Raw genomic sequence first — 18,572 nt, 5'->3', positions numbered from 1 at the left:
AACCGACCCCGTCTTCGGTGCCGGTTTCAACAACACCTAATCTACTTGAACATCTGGATAAGCATTGACGACCGCATCTTTAAAGTTTTGGATCGCCGTTTCCTGATCCACTTCACCTTTTGAATATGGTGTCAAACAACTATCCGTAAAGAGGGTTTCAATCGTTTGGTCATACTCGGTCAGAATTTTCGCGTTGATGTCTTGAACCATATCGGCAAATTCTGCATAGTGGTTTTGACCGCCTAAAAATTCCTCTTGGTATTCGCTTTTAATTTCTTCAACGACTCGCTCATTCGATACAAAATCACCGGTATCTTCGGCCCATTGTTTTAAAAATGCTTGATCTGTGGTCAAGTAAGCCACCAATTGCGCCGCTTCTTCTTGCATCTCAGAATTTGCCGTAGCACCGATCCATGTGCCGCCCCAGAACCACGACGACGGTCCTTGGATCATGCGCCAGTCCCCTTCTGTTGAGCTGGAGTTATCGGCAGCTGTCGCATTTGGTTTTAACCAATAGTGCAGCCCCCATGTCGGCAAACTATAACCGAATACATTGTCGCTATTCATTCCAGCAAACCAAGCTTCTGATTGTCCTTCTGTATCTTGTGTCAGGCCTTCTTCTACAAATTTTCGTGATATATCCAACAAATCATACAAACTGTCGTCGATCACTAATTTACCGTCTTCAACCCAGCCATGTTCGCGTTGACCATAAAAAGGCTTCGCCAAATCTTGGACACTAGAGATCATATAGGTGGTTCCACCACTTTTTTCTTTGACTGCTTTGGCTTCCTCATAGAACTTGTCGTAGTCTGACAAGGCCGCTTGCGCAGCCGCTGGATCATCGATCCCTAGCAGCTCTTCTGCCATCGACGCCCGGTAATAAAACCCGCCAGGAGCAGCTTGCCAAGCCAAGGCATGAAGAACCCCGTCTTTTGAAGTTCCTACGTCTTTGACATATTGATACGTATCTGCCGCGGCTTCATCAAGTCCCAGTGAACCAAGGTCTGCCATCATCCCTGATTCCACATATTTTTTGACAAAGGCAGATTCTAAAGCAATCACATCTGGTGCATCTTTGGAACCGAGAATCGGATCGAGCTTGGTCTCGAATTGGTCAGAAGGAATCTCCACGATCCGAATGTCATAGGCCAAATCGTCATGCGCCGGCAAATAGTAATCATTGATCATCGTTGATAATTCTGAAGTAAAGGTCCAAACCACGAGTTCATCCTTGCCACTGCTTCCCGTTGCGCTGTTATCCGAGCTGCTGTTTCCTGAACCATTCCCGCAGCCACTAAGCATAAAAGCCGCTAAGCCTGCCACTGACGCTGTTTGTAAGACCCGTTTCCAATTTTTCATCTTTCTTCCTCCTCGATTTTTTGATAGTCAAATGAATCAAAATCAGCCGCCAAACGATTGCCAGTCGTATCGATCGCAAACATCCCCACAAAAGCCCCCGTAAAGAACCCACCGTAATGTTCTGCCACATAGTCGTCAGACAAGTGCAAGCTGTCAAATAGCTGATCGATGACCTGCCACTCTTTTTGATCAAATGAGTACGCGTATTGATAGTGGGCATAATTGACGATCGTTTTGAAGTAGACCGTTTGTACATCGGCTGGTATCATAACTTCTGGTGCTTTTTGACTCTTCAGTTGGCCCTTTTCGCTTGCCAATACAGTGATGATTCTTCCTTTCGTCTCATCATGAGTGATGTAGATCGCCGACCAGTTTTGTGTATTGTAGTAATTCGTCATGCCTGCCAACTGTAGAAACGAGGTCGGTGAAAATTCGACGGCAGTCGTTGCTTCGAAACGAAAATCGCTCCATCTTCTTGCCACCAGTGCTTGATGGAACAAGGAATTGAACGACTCTCGCCCATACAAGCGCAAATACCCTGGTCGTGCGGTCAAACTACCGATTTCCTCAGAAAAAGGAATCCGCAAGGTTTGAAACATTGGTGCCAACGACGCATCTTCAAAATCATCAAAGCCTGATTCTGTTTCCCACGGATGTTCGGGCAGCTGTGGCTGTGGGACCTCCTCTTTTGGAAAGTTTCCGCCTGTGATATACGGCCAATCATTTTCCCAGTAAACAGACTGGATCGCTGTTTCTCGTCCGAGCGGGCAATAGCCGCGATTTTCTAAGAGGGGTGTTTCTGGATACTTCAGCGCTCGTCCTGTTAAGTGAACAAAATACCATTCATCGGTCTGCGTTTTCACAAATGAACCATGACCGGCTTTTTGTAGCGGGATCTCTGGCTGTCCCCATGAACTAATTAGAGGGTTTTGAGGATGAACTTCATAGGGGCCTTCAATGTGTGTTCCACGAGCGATGGTACTTGCATGTTCAAACTGGGTGCCACCTTCTGCCGTTAATAAATAATAATAGCCGTTCACTTTATACATGACCGGTGCTTCAGTCAATTTACGCTCTGTTCCTTTGAAGATAATTTTGGGCTGCCCCACCAATTTCTTGGCTTGCCAATCAAACTCTTGGAGAACGATCCCATAAAAGGAATGATTTGTCGGGCGATAATCCCAGACCATGTTCAGAAAATATTTTTTGCCGTCATCGTCATGAAATAAAGAGGGATCGAAACCAGAAGAGTTCATATAGATTGGTTCTGACCAATCCCCATCAATGGTTTCACAGGTGATCAAATAATTGTTCACATCTTTCCAGCTATTGGATTGTGTTTTGACATCTGAATAAATCAACCAAAAACGACCATCACTGTAACTTAAGTTTGGCGCCCAAACGCCCCCAGAATCAGGATTTCCCAGCATATTCAACTGACTGACACGATTGACTGGTGTACTGATCAAGCGCCAGTTCTTCAAATCCTTTGAATGGAAGATGCGCACACCTGGAAACCATTCAAAGGTCGACGTAGCAATGTAATAATCTTCTCCTGCACGACAAATACTCGGGTCTGGATGAAAGCCTGTTAGTATTGGATTGGTAATCAAAAAAAATTCCTCCTCTTTCCCTTTTTGGCATTTTGTGATTCAACTGAGAGTCAATAGGAATGAGCATCTTTCAGTTAGTAAGTTTTCTTTACTAATATACCTAACTAAAAAAAGAAACTTGTTACTGCAGTCCATTTTAAAAATATTCACTAATCATTGTTCTATTTACTTTCTTCAGCTGAACTGTCATAATTATAAAATGAAATCGCTATCATTCACAGGACGATTTCCACACATCGATAGACAAAAAATGGAGGAAAGATTGCGTGACCATTTTAGAAGAATATCATTTTGGCGAATACCTAGGCGTTTCCAGTTACCATCCCTACTCGCTTAATTACATGGAACATTTTCATCGTTCCTTTGAATTGCTTTTTTGTAGTGACGGCGAAGCGGTTGTCAAAATCGAAGAAAGTCCCTATGTCCTTACAACTGGCCAAGTGTTATTAGTCATGCCTTACCAGACCCATGCCATCGAAACCCCTAAGGAATCACAACTGCATATTCTGGTTTTTTCGCCGGAGTTTATTCCAGATTTTTATGCTAAAACCAAAGATTTCGCTTTGTCAGATCCCGTTATCACCATTGATCCGTCTGTCGCAAATCAGCTGTATTATCCTTTATTTGAAACGGATTCCCTCTATTTACGAAAATCGGCACTGTATCAAGTCCTTTACCTTTTTGAGCACCAAACGACTTTACTACCAGCCAAAAACCAAGAGGATATCCTGATCCAGCTGCTTGCCTATATCGAGTCACACTTCAAAGAAGAGCTGACGCTCGAAAAACTAAGCAGCAGTATCGGTTATAGTAGCGTCTACGTTTCCAGAATGATCACTGAGAAATTGAAAAGCACCTTTCCTCGGCTTTTGAATCAAGCAAGAATTCGCCATGCCTCTTTTTTGCTGACTCATAGTCTCTTGCCGATTACGGAAGTAGCAGAACAGGCTGGCTTTCAAAATGTGCGAACCTTCAATCGAAATTTCAAAGCTTTGACCTCACTGACTCCGAAAGAATACCGCTTAACACACAATGCTCATTTTTCGTTGCTGAAGGAATAGCGCAAAAAAGCAGCTTCACTTACCTATAAAGTGAGCTGCTACAATCTTACTCGTTTTTCTAGTCAGCCTTTTGCCACGTTCCCAGAAAGTAGTGAAAAACGTTCTAACGCTCCCCTTCTTCATAGAGACATGAGCAGGAAAAAACCAATTGCCAAAATCAACCTTTGTTGTTTTACCGATTCCGCAACGCTATGCCTGATTTATAGCACCGTATGTTCTTGCTTAATGCCGTTTGCTTTATCGAAGCTTCTTGGAATAACGATCAAGCCCAAGAAAAATGATTCACGACTAGCCAGTCTCTGACTTCCGTCAGATCAGAAAAAGTTTTCACCTGTGCAGCTACTTCTTGCTCAAGTTTTGGCTGTTTAAGCAAAGGATACTTCCCATTTTTCTTGACTGGCAAAATACTCAAATCATCCGCAATCAGAAAAGCTGGGATCTTGGCTTGTTTTGCGGCTCTTATGCCGGCTAGAGAATCTTCTAATACCAAGGCTGCTTCAGGCTTTACGCCTAATTGTTGGCATGCTGTCAGAAAGATTTCTGGATCAGGTTTGCCCTTTCGCACTTGATCCCCAGAAACCACCGTATCAAACCAATCTGGCATCTGTTCCATTTCAAAATACGCCTTGATTTTTTCTTTCGACGAAGAGGACGCCACGGCTATCAAGCAATCTTGTTTTTTTAATGCTTCCAATAGTTCAAGAAGGCCGGGCTTTTTGAACACCCGTTTTTCTTCAGCTAAAATCACTTCTTTCTGACGATTCATCGCTTCTCGCCACCGATCCGTTGGTACCGTACTGCCATAGAGTTCCTGCATCCCTTTACGAATATCTGCTTCCGTTCTGCCAGTCAGGTAATAATAAACATCTTGGCAAACTTCAAAATCATACTCCTCCGCGGCTCTTAAATAGGCGCGGTAAGCTAACCGACCAGTTTCAAACATCAAACCGTCCATATCAAAAATCACCAGTTTTATCTTCTCCATCCTATGGCCTCCTTTGCTTTTCTGCGAATAAAAAAGCAATGGTACCAAAATCCTTTGGCACCCATTGCTTCATCTTGTTTATATACAGCTGACTGCTCAACTTAGCAATGATTTTACATGCGCCAAATGGCTGTCAGCCTTTTCCCGCCCTTCTTTTACTAGCGCTTCTGACAGAATGAAGGAGCCGCCAACCGCTAATACTTGCGGATCAGATAAATAGTCTTGAACATTTTCGAGAGTGATTCCGCCAGTTGGGACAAATCGAATATCGTAAAACGGACCACTGAGGGCTTTGATTGCCGACAAGCCCCCGTAGATATCCGCAGGGAAAAATTTCACAACTGATAAGCCATAATCCGTTGCCCGTTGAATGTCATTGGGGGTAGCTGTCCCTGGAAACACTGGAATGTTTTCGGCAAGACAAAATTCCACCACATCAGGTACAAGAGCAGGGGAAACAATAAAGCGCGCCCCTTTCTCAACCGCTGCTTTCGCTTGTTCTAAGGTGCGGACCGTGCCTGCGCCTACGATCAATTTGCCCGATTGAGAGAGTTTTTCAATCGCTTCTAAAGCAAGGTCACTGCGGAAGGTCACTTCAATAAAATACAGTTCATGCTCAATCAGCAGTGATTCTACTACTGGCAAATAGGTAAGGTCTGTTGCAGTGTAAAGAGGCAACACCCTTGTTTTTGCCAATTGTTCATAGAGTGTCATACGCTCTCTCCTCCCTTCGTTCCCCTCGATTACATTTGCTCTTTCAAGACGGATTCATGAAGCCCTTGAAGATAACTGATACCAATCGCGCGATCATACAGACCATAGCCTGGCATCGCCACTTCCCCCCAGATCGTCCGCCCGTGATCAGGACGGATGACACCATCAAAACCGACCTCAACCAAGGCTTTCATAATGGCATACATATCTAACGATCCTTCAGTGGAAAGATGGGCAGATTCTTTAAATTTGCGTTCCCCCATAAACAACACATTGCGAAAATGAACAAAGTTGATGCGGCCTTTTAAGCCATGAACGATCTCCACCATGTCGTTTTCTGGATCGGCACCTAACGAACCGGTGCACAACGTTACCCCATTATAAGGCGAATCCACGATGGCCATGATTTTTTTCAAGTCCTCTAAATTTTTGGTGATCCGTGGCAAACCAAAAATTTCCCAAGGTGGATCGTCCGGATGGATCGCCATTTTCACATCTACTTCTTCACACACAGGAATGATCCGCTTTAAGAAATAGCTTAAGTTATCAAAGAGGATCTCTTGAGTGACCCCTTCATAAGTTGCCATCAAACGCTGGAACTTTTTCAGTCGTTCTTCTTCCCAGCCTGGCAATTTAAAGCCTTTTGATTGGCTATGGATCAGCGTATACATCTCACTAGGTTCCATATCATCCACAACGGCTTGATCATAGAGCAAAGAGAAGCTGCCATCCTCGTTTTGATAAAATAGATTTGTTTTTGCCCAGCCGAAGATCGGTTTGAAGCTATAGCAGATCATATGTACATCACAAGCTGCTAAATTCCGAATTGTTTGAATATATTGATCGATGTAGTGATCCCGTTCCTCTGTTCCGGCTTTGATCGCATCGTGGATCGCCACACTCTCAATCCCTAATAGTGAAAGATGCTCTTTTTCAATTGATGCTTTTAGTGCGTTGATTTCGGAAATCTCCCAGACATCTCCAGGCATTTTATTTAGAAGTGTTCCTACAATGCCGTGCATTCCTGGAATTTGTCGAATATTCGTTAACGGGATCGTATCCCCTTCCCCGTACCATCGAAACCCCCATTGCATTTGCTGTCATCCTTTCGTTTTTAAAAATCATCGTCCTCATCAGTTTCTTCGCTACTATCACCTGCTGAAGAATTGTGCCAAAGCGCTACACTGTTTTCTCCTTGCTGGATCACTGCTGCCACCGCCTGTTCAATCGGTGTCGCCAAAAATTGGTGATTGATTGCTTCTAATACCATCGGTAGATTCACTCCGCCGATCACATACGTCTTTTCCTGAAGTGGTTCATCTAATTGATTGATCGTAACAACCGACTGATTGTAGGGACTGGCACTCAATAGATCAGCAAACACCAAGACACCGTCCCCTTGATCTGTTTCATGAATCGCTTCATGGATTTTGTTTCCCAGAAGTTGAATATCCTCTCCGTGGTTCAAATTAACGACCGCAATATTTTCGACACTGCCCATGATCACCTCTGCAGCATCTTTAAAACCAGTACTCAGCTGTCCGTGAGTTGCCAATACGATTCCTAACAAATGTTATTCCTCCTTTTTCGCTTCCTAACCAAATAACGCAAGAACTTTTTGCATATTCCTCAGATTCAGCTCTTTTTGCTTTAATTGTTTTCTAGGCAGCACATACGTCTGATCCTGCTGCTTTTCTGCACAAAACAGATAGTTGATGCTGCCCATTGCTTCACTACTGTGTTCGATCGCCAACTGCTGCAGTTGCCCTTCATTGAATTGCTTGCCGATAGCTCGAATCGGAGCATCGGCACCAATAGAATCTAAATAATAAATCTTCGCATTCGGCCTTACTGAATCACGTAACACTTCCAACCCGCGTTCTCCGTAACTTCCTTCATCAAGAAATGCGAAGGCCGTCGCTGTTTGACTGTTTTGACTGATTAAGGACAGCAGCGCTAAGATAGAGGAGGTATTGCGGGTTAGATTTTGCTGAAATCCTGCCCCGTGGCTTACGCGATTTAATAGCAGAAAATAAACACCGACCCCTAAAGCAAAAAGTGCTGTTTGCCAAGACAACAAGGGAAATCTCCCTGAAGCAAAGTGGATATAAAGCCAAGTTCCCAACAGCCCTAAAAGAATCATCACTGCTGAAGCAGTCAGAATAAATTGATTTGTTTTACGGCCTTGCTCCTGCCGATCAAAAAAATGGTAATCGCCGAAATGCTCTGGCGGTGTATCATAATACGTGCAGATGATCCGTTTTGCTTTAGTCAGATCACCAACATACAAATTGCGTGAGGCATTTTTTTTCGTGTGATCATACTCGATCACCTGAAGGTCTTTGCGAAATGGAATGATATCCGCGATGAGTGCCTTCAAAAATCTTTGTTTGCTTTTATCCGTTGATCGCGCTCGGTAGACATACCGATAACGAAACAGCCAATCACGAAATGTTTCTGTTTGATTCATGGCGGATTCTCCTATTCACAAATTACTGACACTGGAGGACCTCTTTTCCTTGCGAGATCCCCCAGCTTCCCTCACAATATTCCTTAGAGATAAATGAATTAGTGTGCTACTTATAACTTGAACTGCTTCAAAACATCCTTCAGTGTTGATTTCGGTGCAGATGGCGTTGCTTGAAAATAGATTGATTCCACACCATATTCTTCATTCATTTCTTTGAGTTTTTGCGCATCAGCTTGATTTAAATAAACAGATTTTGTTACCAAGAGATCCTTCTCGGGATCTTTTTGGGCAATACCGCCTATGTTCAATTCTTTCATCGGCACGCCGTGTTTGACTAAGTCGTACATCACGCTGACGGTTTTGGCGATCAAAATACAGTTGTAATCTTTGAAGTTGTATTCATCCCAGTAAAACTTGGCTTTTTCTGGTGTAACGACGATCGTTTTTTGCCCTGTTCGGCTACCGGCATTTTTGTATAGTTCCCGCATGAACTTATCCTTAGCTACTACTTCATCTACTACAAAGATCGAATTGACTCCGCTTTTTTGCGACAAGGTCATCATGACCTGCCCATGGATCAATCGCTCGTCTACTCGTGCTAAATTTACTACACCCATTTTTGACACTCCTTTTTATAAAATCCCTACACCAGCTAAAATGATCAAGATCAAAGTCAGCCATAGCAGTGCTTGAGTCACTTTCAGTCCCTTTTTGTTATAGAACCAGTAGACACCCATTACGACAGCCAATGGCAAGATCCCTGGTATGATCTGATCAAGAATATCTTGAATAATAAATTCTCTTCCTGAGATATCAAATTTTAGAGAAGAACTCACATTCACATAATTTCCTGCCAATACCCCCATCATGAATAAACCTAAAACAGATAGCGTTTCAATGGCTGTTTGAACACCTGTACTTTGCATCAGTCCAGTGGCATTGCGCCCCATTGAAAAGGCTTGACGAGCAAAGAATAGGCCGATGGAAACTTGATACAGGGCAAAACAAATGAATGGGAAGAGGGATCCTAATGGGTTCCCTTGTTGTGCCCATGGCACCGCAATCGCTATGAAAATGTATTGCACAGTTCCTGAATCGATGGCATCACCAATCCCTGCTAAAGCCCCCATCAAACCGGCTTTGGTGTTGTACATCAAATCATCTTGCATCAAAATCTCTTTTTTCTCATACTCTTCTTCAGCTCGCTGCTGTTCCATCGAAGACATCAATCCAGTGATGACTCCGCCACCCCAACTCAGTTGTGTATTGAAGAAAAGCAGTTGTCGTTTGTAAGCAGCTTTTAACGCATCATCGTCTTTATAGAGTTTGCGCAAAATCGGCATCATTGCATATAAAAGCGAAGGTGCCACATAACGTTCGAATGAGTGAGGGATTTCATTTGCGAAATGCCATCTTAAATAGGCTTTAGTCACATCTTTTGTGGTAATTTCTTCGGGCGCACCTTGTGCATTTTGAACCATTTCTGACATTATTGCTCCTCCTTATCGGTTAAAAACCATCATCGTAATCATCGTCTTCTTCAAAAGTTGACGACGCTTTTTCTGCAGCAGGCGCTATTTTTCCTTTTTGAGACTGGACAAAAATCAATGCAATCAAGATGCCAAAAATCGAATAAGTTACCATGGTGATTTCCAGTGAACTTAAAACCACACTCATGAAATAAGCTAGGAAGAAAAAGACCATATAATCTTTACGGCCAATGACATAGACCGTTGTCGCAATCCCAATTGCCGCTAAACCACCACCAACAACTTCTAAAATATGAATAACTACAGTTCCTTCTAATGCATTGATTACATCAGCGATCAGTGGGGCACCAAAATAAAGCGAGATAAAAATCAGCGGTACATATAGAACAAATGAAGCCAATGTCGGGTATAAAATAATGGAACGGCTCATTGCTTTGGCATTAAGATCTTCTACTGCTTTATCCGTATATTTTCCTAAGAAGGTATTGATAAAGAACCGGAACTGATATAGGTAACTTCCTAACAAGCCAACCGGCACTGCTACGGCAATCGCGGCTTCTGCAGGAAGATTCCCAAGTAAAGCCACGGGCACAGCAATCGCTGCAGCAACTGATGGTTCTGCTGGCATTGACCCGCCCGGAGCAAAAACCCCCATATAGATCATTTGCAACGCTGCAGTAACGATCATCGCTTGTTTGACATCCCCCATCACTATACCGACGATCAAGCCGGTCATTAATGGCGAAAATCGTAAAGTCAGCGTTGCGCCTCCACCGAGCCAACGAGACATGACTGCTGCCACCCATAAAGCAATCAGTAAACTTTGTGTAATGCTCAATGTATCCATTTTTTGCTCCTCCTATACATCTTTCAAATAAGTTTCTAACGCATAAATAGCTTCTTTCAAACGTTCTTTGTTGACTTCGACCGGAATCAGATGAACTTTTTCTTTCGAATCAATAAAAGCTACCAACTGATCGATCACTTGCTCGTCTTTAGGATAGATTTCCATTTGGTGGAGGCTCATTGGTAGATGTAACTCTTGATAGAATGGCAGCAGCTGATCAATCGCTGCCCATTTTTCTTCAAGAGCTAATTGATAGAACATCCCATAAGCAACCTTTTCTCCGTGAAGAAAGCGGTGACTCTCAGGCAAATATTTACTGATGGCATCATGCATCGCATGAGCCGCAGCATTCCGGGCGTATTTGTCACCTAAGCCCCCGACCATACCAGCGACAGCTATAATGATCTCAGACAAATGACAAAAGGCATCAGTGACTTCTTGCTGTTCCATATCTGTAATGGCTTGCTTCGATTGAGATAAAATCGCTGTTTCACATAATTTGGCCGTATAGCCGGCCATCTGCAAGAATGGTTCGTCTTGGAGATGTGGCTGAGCAAGGATCGCTTCGGATTCGATCCATTTCGCCAAGGTATCAGCCAACCCAGCGATAAAGTAGTCCACCGGTGCATCAATGACTAAAGTTGGGTCAGTGATCAAAAAAGCCGCCTGTCTCAAATAGTGCTCCGTTTTCCCTTCTGCTTCTCCTGACTCTTTGTACATTACCGATAACGGTGTCCAAGGAGCACAGTTGCTCGCTAATGTGGGAATCAATCCGAATGGCAAATTGGTTTTATGGGCAGCATAACCGACTAAATCCGCCAATTTCCCGCCACCAACGCCGAGAATAAAATCAATTTCTTTTTCTTGCGCAATGTTTTCAATCAATTCAGTCCCATAATAGCTGCATTCGCCAGTATAACGATGGTAAAAAATTTCTATGGGCAGTGACTTCAAAAACGTCATTTTTGGTTGTGCTTTTTCCCACGAAACAGTCCCATGAACAATCAACAATCGTTTTACTTGATACTCGGCTAGCACCGTTGGCACAAAATCAATTGCTCCTTCATGATAGCGATACACTTGTGGACCTACCTTTACCTTTAAATCTGTTAACATCTCTTTCACACTCCTTTAAACTGCTAGAAATTTACTTTGTGCTTGTACAGCGCGATCTGGTAACAATCCTTTGGTAATTCTCTCGATGTCCGTCACACATTTATTGCCCATTTCTTCTAAACACTCTAATGTGTAAGCAGAGGTATGTGGCGTCATCACGACATTGTCGAAGGCAAGATAAGGATGGTCTTTGCTTCCTGGTTCTTCTTCCAAAACATCTGTTGCTAAACCAGCGATTTTCCCACTTTTCAACCCGCTTACAATGGCAGCTTCATCTAATAATGCTCCCCGTGCACTATTCGAGAGATAGACTTTATCCTTCATCTTCGCGACTTCAGCAAAGGAAATCATATGGTAGTTTTCTTCTGTTAAATTCGCACAAAGACAAATGATGTCTGATTTGGCCAATAATTCATCTAATTCCACTTTTTTGCCACCAAAGCTCTGAATATGCAGTGCTGATTTGTACGGATCATATGCCAAAACATCACAACGGAAGCCATTTCTTAAAATCTCCACTACACAACTTCCTGTATTGCCTACCCCAATAACGCCAACTGTTTTATTGAACAATGCTCTGCCGACAAAATCTGCTCGTTTTTCCCATTGGTCGGCGCGCACTTGCGTCATTGATTCCACAGTACAACGCAAGAGTGCCAGTAAATTCGTTACATTGTTTTCAGCCACCGCATCCCGTTCCACCAAAGCAGGGATGATTGAAACAATCGTTTGATGTTCTTTCGCTGCTGCCAAATCAATGTTGTTATACCCGATTCCATGCCGTGTGATTAGTAAGAGTTCATCCTTATTTTCAAAAAATTCTTTTGTAAAAAAAGGGGTCACACTAGCGATGATGATGTTATAACCCGCCAATGCTTTCGCCAACTCTTTGCCACCGATCTCACTGTCGAAGGAAAAGTAGTTCACTGGTCCAATCGCTTGCAAGCGTTGGATATGCTCTGGAAACACTTTGCCAAAACTGCTTGAATTCACCACAGCGATCTTGAAATTTCCCATTGATTCGCTCCTCTCTTAGCTTCTTATGACCATCTCATGGTCGCTAGATCCATTTTTTATCCACACATCTTTTTCCAGAAATCGTTTTCTTGTGAAATATTTATCATGAGTAAACTCACGGCGTCTGCAACTACCACCAAATTGATCGCTAGCGCAATTTATTCAGTCTATTTTGCTGTCTTAGGATTACCAATCTTATCAGTGTGCCTTGTTAGCAATGGGATTTCAAAAATTATGCGAATGTTTCTAGCAATCAGTAATGAGTAAAGCGAGATTTCAAGCCAACTGGTACGAAATCAAATCCAGTTCGACGTTGGTTTCCCAATTGACCCTTTCTTCATTGCCTCTCACTTGCTTCGATGCCATTGGCGAACAGCTTGCAAAAACACCTGATTTTGTAACCAAGTTAACTGTTTTGCCATCAACACACCCCGATAACTAAGTTGCCCGACAGAAAAGCGATTTCATTTCATCAGCGAAAAAATGAGCAGTCAGTAGTTAGAATCTTTCTTATTTGAATCCCCCTTTCAATCAAGCTGGCTCTAACCCTTGACCGTGATTCGACTGATCGCTTTTCCTGTAGGTAACATCGGCTAAAGTCTACGTTTGGCAGGTATCGATGTGCTTCACTCAATGCTGGCTGAAACTAGATCGATTCCTTTTTTACCGTAGTTTCTTTCACTGATCCTGCAAGGTCGCCCCTTCCCCTAAGTCGCTTTGCTCTTTGAGCTTGAGACACATTCTCCATTTTCCAAGACCGATAAGCTCGCCTTTATGATAGCGCCTCCATTCCACACCTTTATTATACAAAAAAATATTTTTTTGTAAATAGAAAAAATAAAAATAATTTTTATTTGCATTTTTTTCGCAAAAGAGGTACTTTAGAGGTAAAGAGATGTTGTTATTAAAAAGGAGGTAGAAGCTTTTGACTGTCTCGATTCGCTTGCAAATAAAAACGCTTTATAAAGATCTCAGTCTTAAAGAACAAGCAATTGCCGACTATGTGTTAGAAAACCCTAGTAAGGTCTGCCACAGTTCGATCAGTGATCTCTCAAGTGATTTGGGCATTGCTGATTCCACGTTTTTCCAATTCACAAAAAAACTCGGTTACAATGGGTTTAAGGACTTCAAAATGGCGATGTTGATGCAAGAAAGCGAGCTTGCCGCCCTCTCAATCCATGAAAATATCGAGAAATCGGACAATGAATTGACGATCGCACAAAAAGTATTCGATTCGATCATGACGACGCTCACGGACACTAGAAAGTTATTAAAAGAAGAGGATCTTCAGAAGGCCGCAGCAATGATCAATGAATCCAATCGGCTTTTCTTCTTCGGGGTGGGTGGCTCTGAGATTGTAGCCACAGATGCTTATCACAAATTTTTGCGCTCTTCGATCTCTGTCTTCCACAGTGCAGATTTTCATATCCAATTGATGGAAGCGGCGGTATTAACACCAGATGATTGCGCCTTTTTCATCTCCCATACCGGAAAATCACGAGAAACGATTGAGTTAGCCAACGTTGCTAAGAGCAACGGTGCCAAGATCATCGTTGTGACCAGTCATGCGGCTTCCCCTTTGGCAAAACTTGGCGATGTCGTCTTAATTTCAATTTCACAAGAAATCGAGTTTCGGTCAGAGGCACTTTCTTCTCGGATTGCCCAGTTAAGTATCTTGGACTCCCTCTATGTGATCGTGATGTTTCTTAATCGTGAGAAAGCCCAACGCTCGATTGCAAAAATTAGACGTTCCATCTCAACAGCAAAAGAAACCTAACAGAATAGAAAGGTTGTTCTCTTGTGGATATTTTTGCTTAATGAACATACGGCAATTAATCCGTAAGAAGGAATGAAAATTTTATATGGTTTTATTTGCCTAAACTATGATTGCCTTCCCAGAATGTAGCGGAAGGCATTTTTTTGTACAAAAAATTGTTTAATCAGCCACCTAAACGAGAAAACCTTCGTGCAATCTATAAAGATTCTCAGACACAATTTTCAACAAAAAAAACACTTTCCATCTTAGCGGAAAGTGTTTTCGAAATCTCCATTTCTTACCATCTTTTGGAGACAACTTCTGCCCCGAATGGCATCAATGCCAGTTGGGCTAGCTTTAAGGATTGTGCTGCAAATGGAATGCCAATGATAGTGATGGCAAGAATGACCGCACTAGCTAAATGACCTAAAGCCAGTGGCACACCAGAAAAAATCAGCCATAATATATTGAGAATCAAGGAAGTACCACCACCTCGGTAGACGATTTCTTTGCCAAAAGGTGCTAATGACAAGCTGGCGAATTTAAAGCACTGCAAACCGATTGGAATCCCAATAATCGTGATGCACCAGAGGCAGCCTGCTAGAAACCATGAGATTGCGCCAATCAATCCACCAAAAATAAACCAAATGAGATTGCCCAGAAAATTCATTTTGCTTCCTCCCTTCTTCTCGTCTAAAAAACTGTACCATAAACGCAAGTTGAAATTTTTTTTACCTAAATGAGGCGTGTGCAAGCAAAAAAACAGATGCTTGGCCTTTTTCCTGGCTATGTTATCGTCACAGCTCTAATTAGCAACGGTTCAAGCTTTCATTCCTATTGTCCAGAATCAACCGTTGATTCGCTGCTGTTATTTGATTCATTTGAGTCATTGCCGAAGACACCGGTGATCGAAGACCAGATGCCGCTAAAGAAGCTCTTGATATTTTCCCAAAGCCCCTTAGAGGTTTCTTCGATTTGCTTGCGGGCTTCTGACAGATCCAATTCTTTGATGAAGTCATCGAAGATATTGTTGTCTCGCATGTCGCTCATCAAAGAGGTCAATTCAGAAATTTGATTTTCCGTAACGATTCCTTCCAGTCCGTTGTCCTTCAAGGCTTTTTCTACTGTCTCTTGAATATCTGCTTGAGTCAATTCCGTACCATCTGCGGTTTGAGCAGCCAAATCGGTTTTCGCTTGTTCTTGCGCAGCATTCAAAGCTTCATCGGAATAGCCTTCTTTATCTTTATTCTCTTCGGTGATCGTAGACAGCACATCCATCTCATCTTGAGCTACGGCTACTCGATTCTGATTGATGACACCGCCTGATTCTTCAACGATTTTGTATACCCCAGCTAAAGCTCCGGAACCGTCGATCGGTACGGCAGAAGCGACCGTTAGCTTCGCATCAGTGATCCCTGCCGTCAGCGCTGCATTTTGGTACTGGGCTGCAGTGATGCGGGTAATGTTATCTGGTGTCGCGATATCGACAGTGATTCCTGCCCCGCTTTCTAAAGTCTGCATTCTGACCGAGCTATAGACCGCCCAATCTGCAGTAAAGCCGCCATCGGGAATGTATTTCATCAAGTCATTACCGTTTGTCGTATAAATCGGTGTTTCGCCTTGGATGCCTAAGCGCTCAAGTGTGTAGTCTTCTTGTGCTTTCGTCAAGGCATTTCCGATCGCCACAGCATTGACTTGCAAACGATCTGAACTGCTGTCAGAGGTACTTGTTTGACTGTCGGTAGTGGCTGTCGTTGCGGTAGAACTGCTTGTTGCAGTGGAACTGCTCGTCGTTGAATTGGTTTCGTCAGCAAAAACTTGTGGTGCTGCTAATAAAACTTGGCTAGATACCAAGAGAGTCGCTAAAATCATCGCTGGTTTTCGAGTCTGTTTTTTCATCACTATATCCTCCAAGTGTTGATCTCTTTTTCAGGGATTTTTCCCTCTTACTGCTGTTATTGTACTATAGGTTTTCTTGCAAAGCCTACGTCTAGGGTCTGAAATGAAGAAAAACTTAGAACTCTGCTGCTATTTAAAAAAAGTGTAACTTGGTTTTATCCTTGGTGCAGCAATGCTTTAGGCGCTTTTCTTTTCATCAACTGTTTTTTTAGCAAACCCAACAGCATAGGATTTGAAATGACTGCCCACTTTCCTCAAGCCGAGAAAGGCTCCCGTTAAAACTATCGTATAAAAGAACAACGGAAACCCTCCTAGTAAAAAAAAGACTTTCCCGGATTCCAGAAACAGCGGGTGACTCAGAAAGATCAATCGACTAGCCTCAGCTGCTTGTTTTGCTTGCCAAGTCCGCTTTTGTGGTTGCTGCTTGATCAGCCAAGCAAGGAAAAAAAGAGTCGTCGGCACAAAGAACAGCATGAAATTCTTATCGTCCCCCTGATTGAGATACACGAGTCGACCTTCAATGCCTAATAAGCAAAGAGAGACCGCGAATTTTCTGCCAAGATGCTTCGTGAAAAAAGGACGTTTCTGGTGTTCACCTAAACAAAACCCGCACAGCAAAAAAAGAAACCCATAAAAAAGACCGTTTCTCGTTGTAAAAAATAGAGTCCGATAATTTTGATAAAATACCAATAAAGGTCCACTTAAATAACTGCTGTACGTTTCAAGACAGCCAATCAAATACAAACTGATCGCCAGTAAAAACTGCCACCGATAGCCAAGAAAGCGGGTTTTCCTTACTAACCACATGCCAAAGAGCAACGCTGGAAAATACCAAAGATGGTACCAGACCCCTACAGTAAAAAAGCCAACAACCAAACCGATGACCCGTAATGGATCGGCAAGATTTTGCTGTCCTAAATAAAACCAACCTAAGGGAAGATACACGATCGACCAACGCAAATAAAGCTTGAGTTGTCGTTTGCACCATTGCTGCCATGAACAGGTGCTCTTTTGAAAAAAATAGCCATTCAGCAGGAGAAAAAAAGGAACCGCCAAACGACATAAGAGACTCTTTAACAAAAAATGAAGCCCGTTGTTTTCTGCCAGTCGACCACAGTGAACGAGAATCACCAGTAAGGAAGCGAAGAATTGGATATAGCCAATTGGAACCATAAGGTGTTTTGTCTTCATTCGATCGTTTCTCCTTTCTCCGTCAAATTTGATCAAACATACTTCACTCTACTGGCCCTTTCTTTTTATGACCAGCACGGAAAGCTTCCAGGATAGAAAGACAGTGCAACAAGTAGAAACATTGATAAATAAAGGATGTTACCCTTTGTTGCATCGCTAATTTCAAAGATCCTCGTTCGCATAGAAAAGAGTTTGCTATAATATAAGAAGAATGATGGAGGCAAAACAGACACATGGATATTGGGAAAATTATTAAAGAAGAACGCACCAAACGAAATCTCACACAAGAACAATTGGCGCAGGAATTTTTTGTCACTCGGCAACTGATTTCAAAATGGGAAAACGGCAAGAGCTATCCTGATCTAGACCAAGTAGTCAAGCTGAGCAACTATTTTGAATTGACCTTGGACTATTTATTAAAAGAAGACAAACAGATGGTCCAAGAACTCAATCTGACCACCCACCGAAAACGAATTGGCCTCGTATTGATCGCCCTTTTGACTGTTCTCAGTATTAGCTTAAGTACGATTTTGCTGGCAGGATTTTGGATCGATCCAGTCTTTTTCACAAAAGAAGACCTAACGATCACTTCTATTAAAAAGTACCACTTGCCTGCCACTGAGATAACGAATCAGGAAACCGGACAAGTGATTCAGCTGCCTGAAGATACGGAATACTTGATCACTTATACGATCGATCGGCCAATGGTAAAAACGGGCCGTCTGTCGGGTTATAAAGAATACAGCAGCGAAAATGCCAGCCAATTAATGGTTTCGGGTTATCACGGTTTTCATTTTGGCACGCAAACAAGCAAAATCGTCATTCGCAGCAATCGCGAAGACAATTTAGCTGCACCAGAATTAAATGCAAACAAGGATCTTTATCTTCGTAATATGAATAAAGCGCGCGCCTATCAAAAATCTGCAGCAGGTGACGCATTTTCTATCGAAGACGAAGGCGATCTCCTCTTTACTGCAGAAGAACTGGAACAATTACCCTTTGAACAAGGACAACTGCCAGAGTAAACAAAAACCACCGAATCGTTTTGATC

19 protein-coding genes are annotated in these 18,572 nt (G+C 42.8%); 4 read left to right on the top strand and 15 right to left on the bottom strand.

Going from position 1 to position 18,572, the window contains the following annotated elements; translation table 11 throughout:
• Positions 1-36: 36 nt before the first annotated feature.
• A complete protein-coding gene (locus IGI89_RS08245) occupies positions 37-1,362 on the bottom strand; it encodes an ABC transporter substrate-binding protein (RefSeq protein WP_438735522.1) in 1,326 nt (441 codons plus the stop codon).
• The gene (locus IGI89_RS08240; RefSeq protein WP_438735521.1) at positions 1,359-2,975 is read right to left on the bottom strand and encodes a glycoside hydrolase family 43 protein; all 1,617 of its coding nucleotides are present in this window, start codon (positions 2,973-2,975) and stop codon (positions 1,359-1,361) included. The genes IGI89_RS08245 and IGI89_RS08240 overlap by 4 nt, the downstream gene beginning before the upstream one ends.
• Before the next feature lie 266 nt (positions 2,976-3,241).
• Here IGI89_RS08240 and IGI89_RS08235 point away from each other — a divergent pair, with 266 nt between their 5' ends.
• Complete coding sequence (locus IGI89_RS08235) at positions 3,242-4,036, top strand: AraC family transcriptional regulator (RefSeq protein ID WP_172634710.1); 795 nt, start codon at positions 3,242-3,244, stop codon at positions 4,034-4,036.
• Between the two features lie 262 nt (positions 4,037-4,298).
• Here the strand turns inward: IGI89_RS08235 and IGI89_RS08230 are convergent, their stop codons facing one another.
• The 10 genes from IGI89_RS08230 to IGI89_RS08185 all read right to left on the bottom strand — a co-directional run bounded on the left by IGI89_RS08230 (position 4,299) and on the right by IGI89_RS08185 (position 12,675).
• Positions 4,299-5,021, bottom strand: a complete 723-nt coding sequence (locus IGI89_RS08230; RefSeq protein WP_087664630.1) for an HAD family hydrolase — start codon at positions 5,019-5,021, stop codon at positions 4,299-4,301.
• A 96-nt stretch (positions 5,022-5,117) separates the two neighbouring features.
• On the bottom strand, positions 5,118-5,735 hold the full coding sequence (locus IGI89_RS08225; RefSeq protein WP_005234053.1) for a bifunctional 4-hydroxy-2-oxoglutarate aldolase/2-dehydro-3-deoxy-phosphogluconate aldolase: 618 nt from the start codon (positions 5,733-5,735) through the stop codon (positions 5,118-5,120).
• 29 nt (positions 5,736-5,764) lie between these two features.
• Positions 5,765-6,829, bottom strand: coding sequence for a mannonate dehydratase (gene uxuA, locus IGI89_RS08220; RefSeq protein ID WP_438735520.1), 1,065 nt, complete (start codon positions 6,827-6,829; stop codon positions 5,765-5,767).
• Positions 6,830-6,849: 20 nt separating this feature from the next.
• Positions 6,850-7,305, bottom strand: a complete 456-nt coding sequence (locus IGI89_RS08215) for a PTS sugar transporter subunit IIA (RefSeq protein ID WP_016621658.1) — start codon at positions 7,303-7,305, stop codon at positions 6,850-6,852.
• A gap of 24 nt (positions 7,306-7,329) precedes the next feature.
• A complete protein-coding gene (locus tag IGI89_RS08210; RefSeq protein ID WP_005234050.1) occupies positions 7,330-8,205 on the bottom strand; it encodes a hypothetical protein in 876 nt (291 codons plus the stop codon).
• A gap of 110 nt (positions 8,206-8,315) precedes the next feature.
• Positions 8,316-8,822 (bottom strand): PTS system mannose/fructose/N-acetylgalactosamine-transporter subunit IIB, encoded by a 507-nt coding sequence (locus tag IGI89_RS08205; protein ID WP_005234049.1) that lies wholly within the window; start codon positions 8,820-8,822, stop codon positions 8,316-8,318.
• Positions 8,823-8,837: 15 nt separating this feature from the next.
• Entirely contained in the window at positions 8,838-9,695 is an 858-nt protein-coding gene (locus IGI89_RS08200; RefSeq protein ID WP_087664628.1) for a PTS system mannose/fructose/sorbose family transporter subunit IID, read from the bottom strand.
• 19 nt (positions 9,696-9,714) lie between these two features.
• Positions 9,715-10,542, bottom strand: a complete 828-nt coding sequence (locus IGI89_RS08195) for a PTS mannose/fructose/sorbose/N-acetylgalactosamine transporter subunit IIC (protein WP_005234047.1) — start codon at positions 10,540-10,542, stop codon at positions 9,715-9,717.
• Between the two features lie 12 nt (positions 10,543-10,554).
• Positions 10,555-11,658 (bottom strand): iron-containing alcohol dehydrogenase family protein, encoded by a 1,104-nt coding sequence (locus tag IGI89_RS08190; RefSeq protein ID WP_034878352.1) that lies wholly within the window; start codon positions 11,656-11,658, stop codon positions 10,555-10,557.
• Positions 11,659-11,673: 15 nt separating this feature from the next.
• Entirely contained in the window at positions 11,674-12,675 is a 1,002-nt protein-coding gene (locus IGI89_RS08185) for a D-isomer specific 2-hydroxyacid dehydrogenase family protein (protein WP_005234045.1), read from the bottom strand.
• Positions 12,676-12,934: 259 nt separating this feature from the next.
• On the opposite strand from IGI89_RS08185, the gene IGI89_RS08180 reads away from it, so the two are divergent.
• Together IGI89_RS08180 and IGI89_RS08175 are read left to right on the top strand one after the other, a co-directional pair.
• Positions 12,935-13,117 carry a hypothetical protein gene (locus tag IGI89_RS08180; RefSeq protein ID WP_438735519.1) on the top strand — a complete coding sequence of 61 codons (183 nt, stop codon included), beginning with the start codon at positions 12,935-12,937 and terminating at the stop codon, positions 13,115-13,117.
• Positions 13,118-13,600: 483 nt separating this feature from the next.
• Complete coding sequence (locus IGI89_RS08175; protein ID WP_005234042.1) at positions 13,601-14,452, top strand: MurR/RpiR family transcriptional regulator; 852 nt, start codon at positions 13,601-13,603, stop codon at positions 14,450-14,452.
• A gap of 277 nt (positions 14,453-14,729) precedes the next feature.
• Here the strand turns inward: IGI89_RS08175 and IGI89_RS08170 are convergent, their stop codons facing one another.
• From IGI89_RS08170 to IGI89_RS08160, 3 genes are all read right to left on the bottom strand, one after another.
• Positions 14,730-15,101 (bottom strand): YccF domain-containing protein, encoded by a 372-nt coding sequence (locus IGI89_RS08170; protein WP_087664625.1) that lies wholly within the window; start codon positions 15,099-15,101, stop codon positions 14,730-14,732.
• Positions 15,102-15,265: 164 nt separating this feature from the next.
• The gene (locus IGI89_RS08165) at positions 15,266-16,330 is read right to left on the bottom strand and encodes a DUF1002 domain-containing protein (RefSeq protein WP_008380562.1); all 1,065 of its coding nucleotides are present in this window, start codon (positions 16,328-16,330) and stop codon (positions 15,266-15,268) included.
• A gap of 177 nt (positions 16,331-16,507) precedes the next feature.
• Complete coding sequence (locus IGI89_RS08160; protein ID WP_438735518.1) at positions 16,508-17,521, bottom strand: acyltransferase family protein; 1,014 nt, start codon at positions 17,519-17,521, stop codon at positions 16,508-16,510.
• Positions 17,522-17,754: 233 nt separating this feature from the next.
• Between IGI89_RS08160 and IGI89_RS08155 the strand changes: the two genes are divergently transcribed.
• On the top strand, positions 17,755-18,546 hold the full coding sequence (locus IGI89_RS08155; protein ID WP_008380558.1) for a helix-turn-helix domain-containing protein: 792 nt from the start codon (positions 17,755-17,757) through the stop codon (positions 18,544-18,546).
• The last annotated feature ends 26 nt before the right edge of the window (positions 18,547-18,572 follow it).

It is taken from the genome of Enterococcus sp. AZ141, from assembly GCF_051714385.1.
In the GTDB taxonomy this organism is placed as follows: Bacteria; Bacillota; Bacilli; order Lactobacillales; family Enterococcaceae; genus Enterococcus_D; species Enterococcus_D entomosocium.
This window is presented reverse-complemented; position numbering and strand designations above follow the sequence as displayed.

Coding starts and splice junctions, on each gene's coding strand:
- IGI89_RS08245 (WP_438735522.1), bottom strand. CDS start 1,362: ATGAAAAATTGGAAACGGGTCTTACAAACAGCGTCAGTGGCAGGCTTA.
- IGI89_RS08230 (WP_087664630.1), bottom strand. CDS start 5,021: ATGGAGAAGATAAAACTGGTGATTTTTGATATGGACGGTTTGATGTTT.
- IGI89_RS08225 (WP_005234053.1), bottom strand. CDS start 5,735: ATGACACTCTATGAACAATTGGCAAAAACAAGGGTGTTGCCTCTTTAC.
- uxuA (WP_438735520.1), bottom strand. CDS start 6,829: ATGCAATGGGGGTTTCGATGGTACGGGGAAGGGGATACGATCCCGTTA.
- IGI89_RS08210 (WP_005234050.1), bottom strand. CDS start 8,205: ATGAATCAAACAGAAACATTTCGTGATTGGCTGTTTCGTTATCGGTAT.
- IGI89_RS08205 (WP_005234049.1), bottom strand. CDS start 8,822: ATGGGTGTAGTAAATTTAGCACGAGTAGACGAGCGATTGATCCATGGG.
- IGI89_RS08200 (WP_087664628.1), bottom strand. CDS start 9,695: ATGTCAGAAATGGTTCAAAATGCACAAGGTGCGCCCGAAGAAATTACC.
- IGI89_RS08195 (WP_005234047.1), bottom strand. CDS start 10,542: ATGGATACATTGAGCATTACACAAAGTTTACTGATTGCTTTATGGGTG.
- IGI89_RS08190 (WP_034878352.1), bottom strand. CDS start 11,658: ATGTTAACAGATTTAAAGGTAAAGGTAGGTCCACAAGTGTATCGCTAT.
- IGI89_RS08185 (WP_005234045.1), bottom strand. CDS start 12,675: ATGGGAAATTTCAAGATCGCTGTGGTGAATTCAAGCAGTTTTGGCAAA.
- IGI89_RS08180 (WP_438735519.1), top strand. CDS start 12,935: ATGAGTAAAGCGAGATTTCAAGCCAACTGGTACGAAATCAAATCCAGT.
- IGI89_RS08170 (WP_087664625.1), bottom strand. CDS start 15,101: ATGAATTTTCTGGGCAATCTCATTTGGTTTATTTTTGGTGGATTGATT.
- IGI89_RS08165 (WP_008380562.1), bottom strand. CDS start 16,330: ATGAAAAAACAGACTCGAAAACCAGCGATGATTTTAGCGACTCTCTTG.
- IGI89_RS08160 (WP_438735518.1), bottom strand. CDS start 17,521: ATGAAGACAAAACACCTTATGGTTCCAATTGGCTATATCCAATTCTTC.
- IGI89_RS08155 (WP_008380558.1), top strand. CDS start 17,755: ATGGATATTGGGAAAATTATTAAAGAAGAACGCACCAAACGAAATCTC.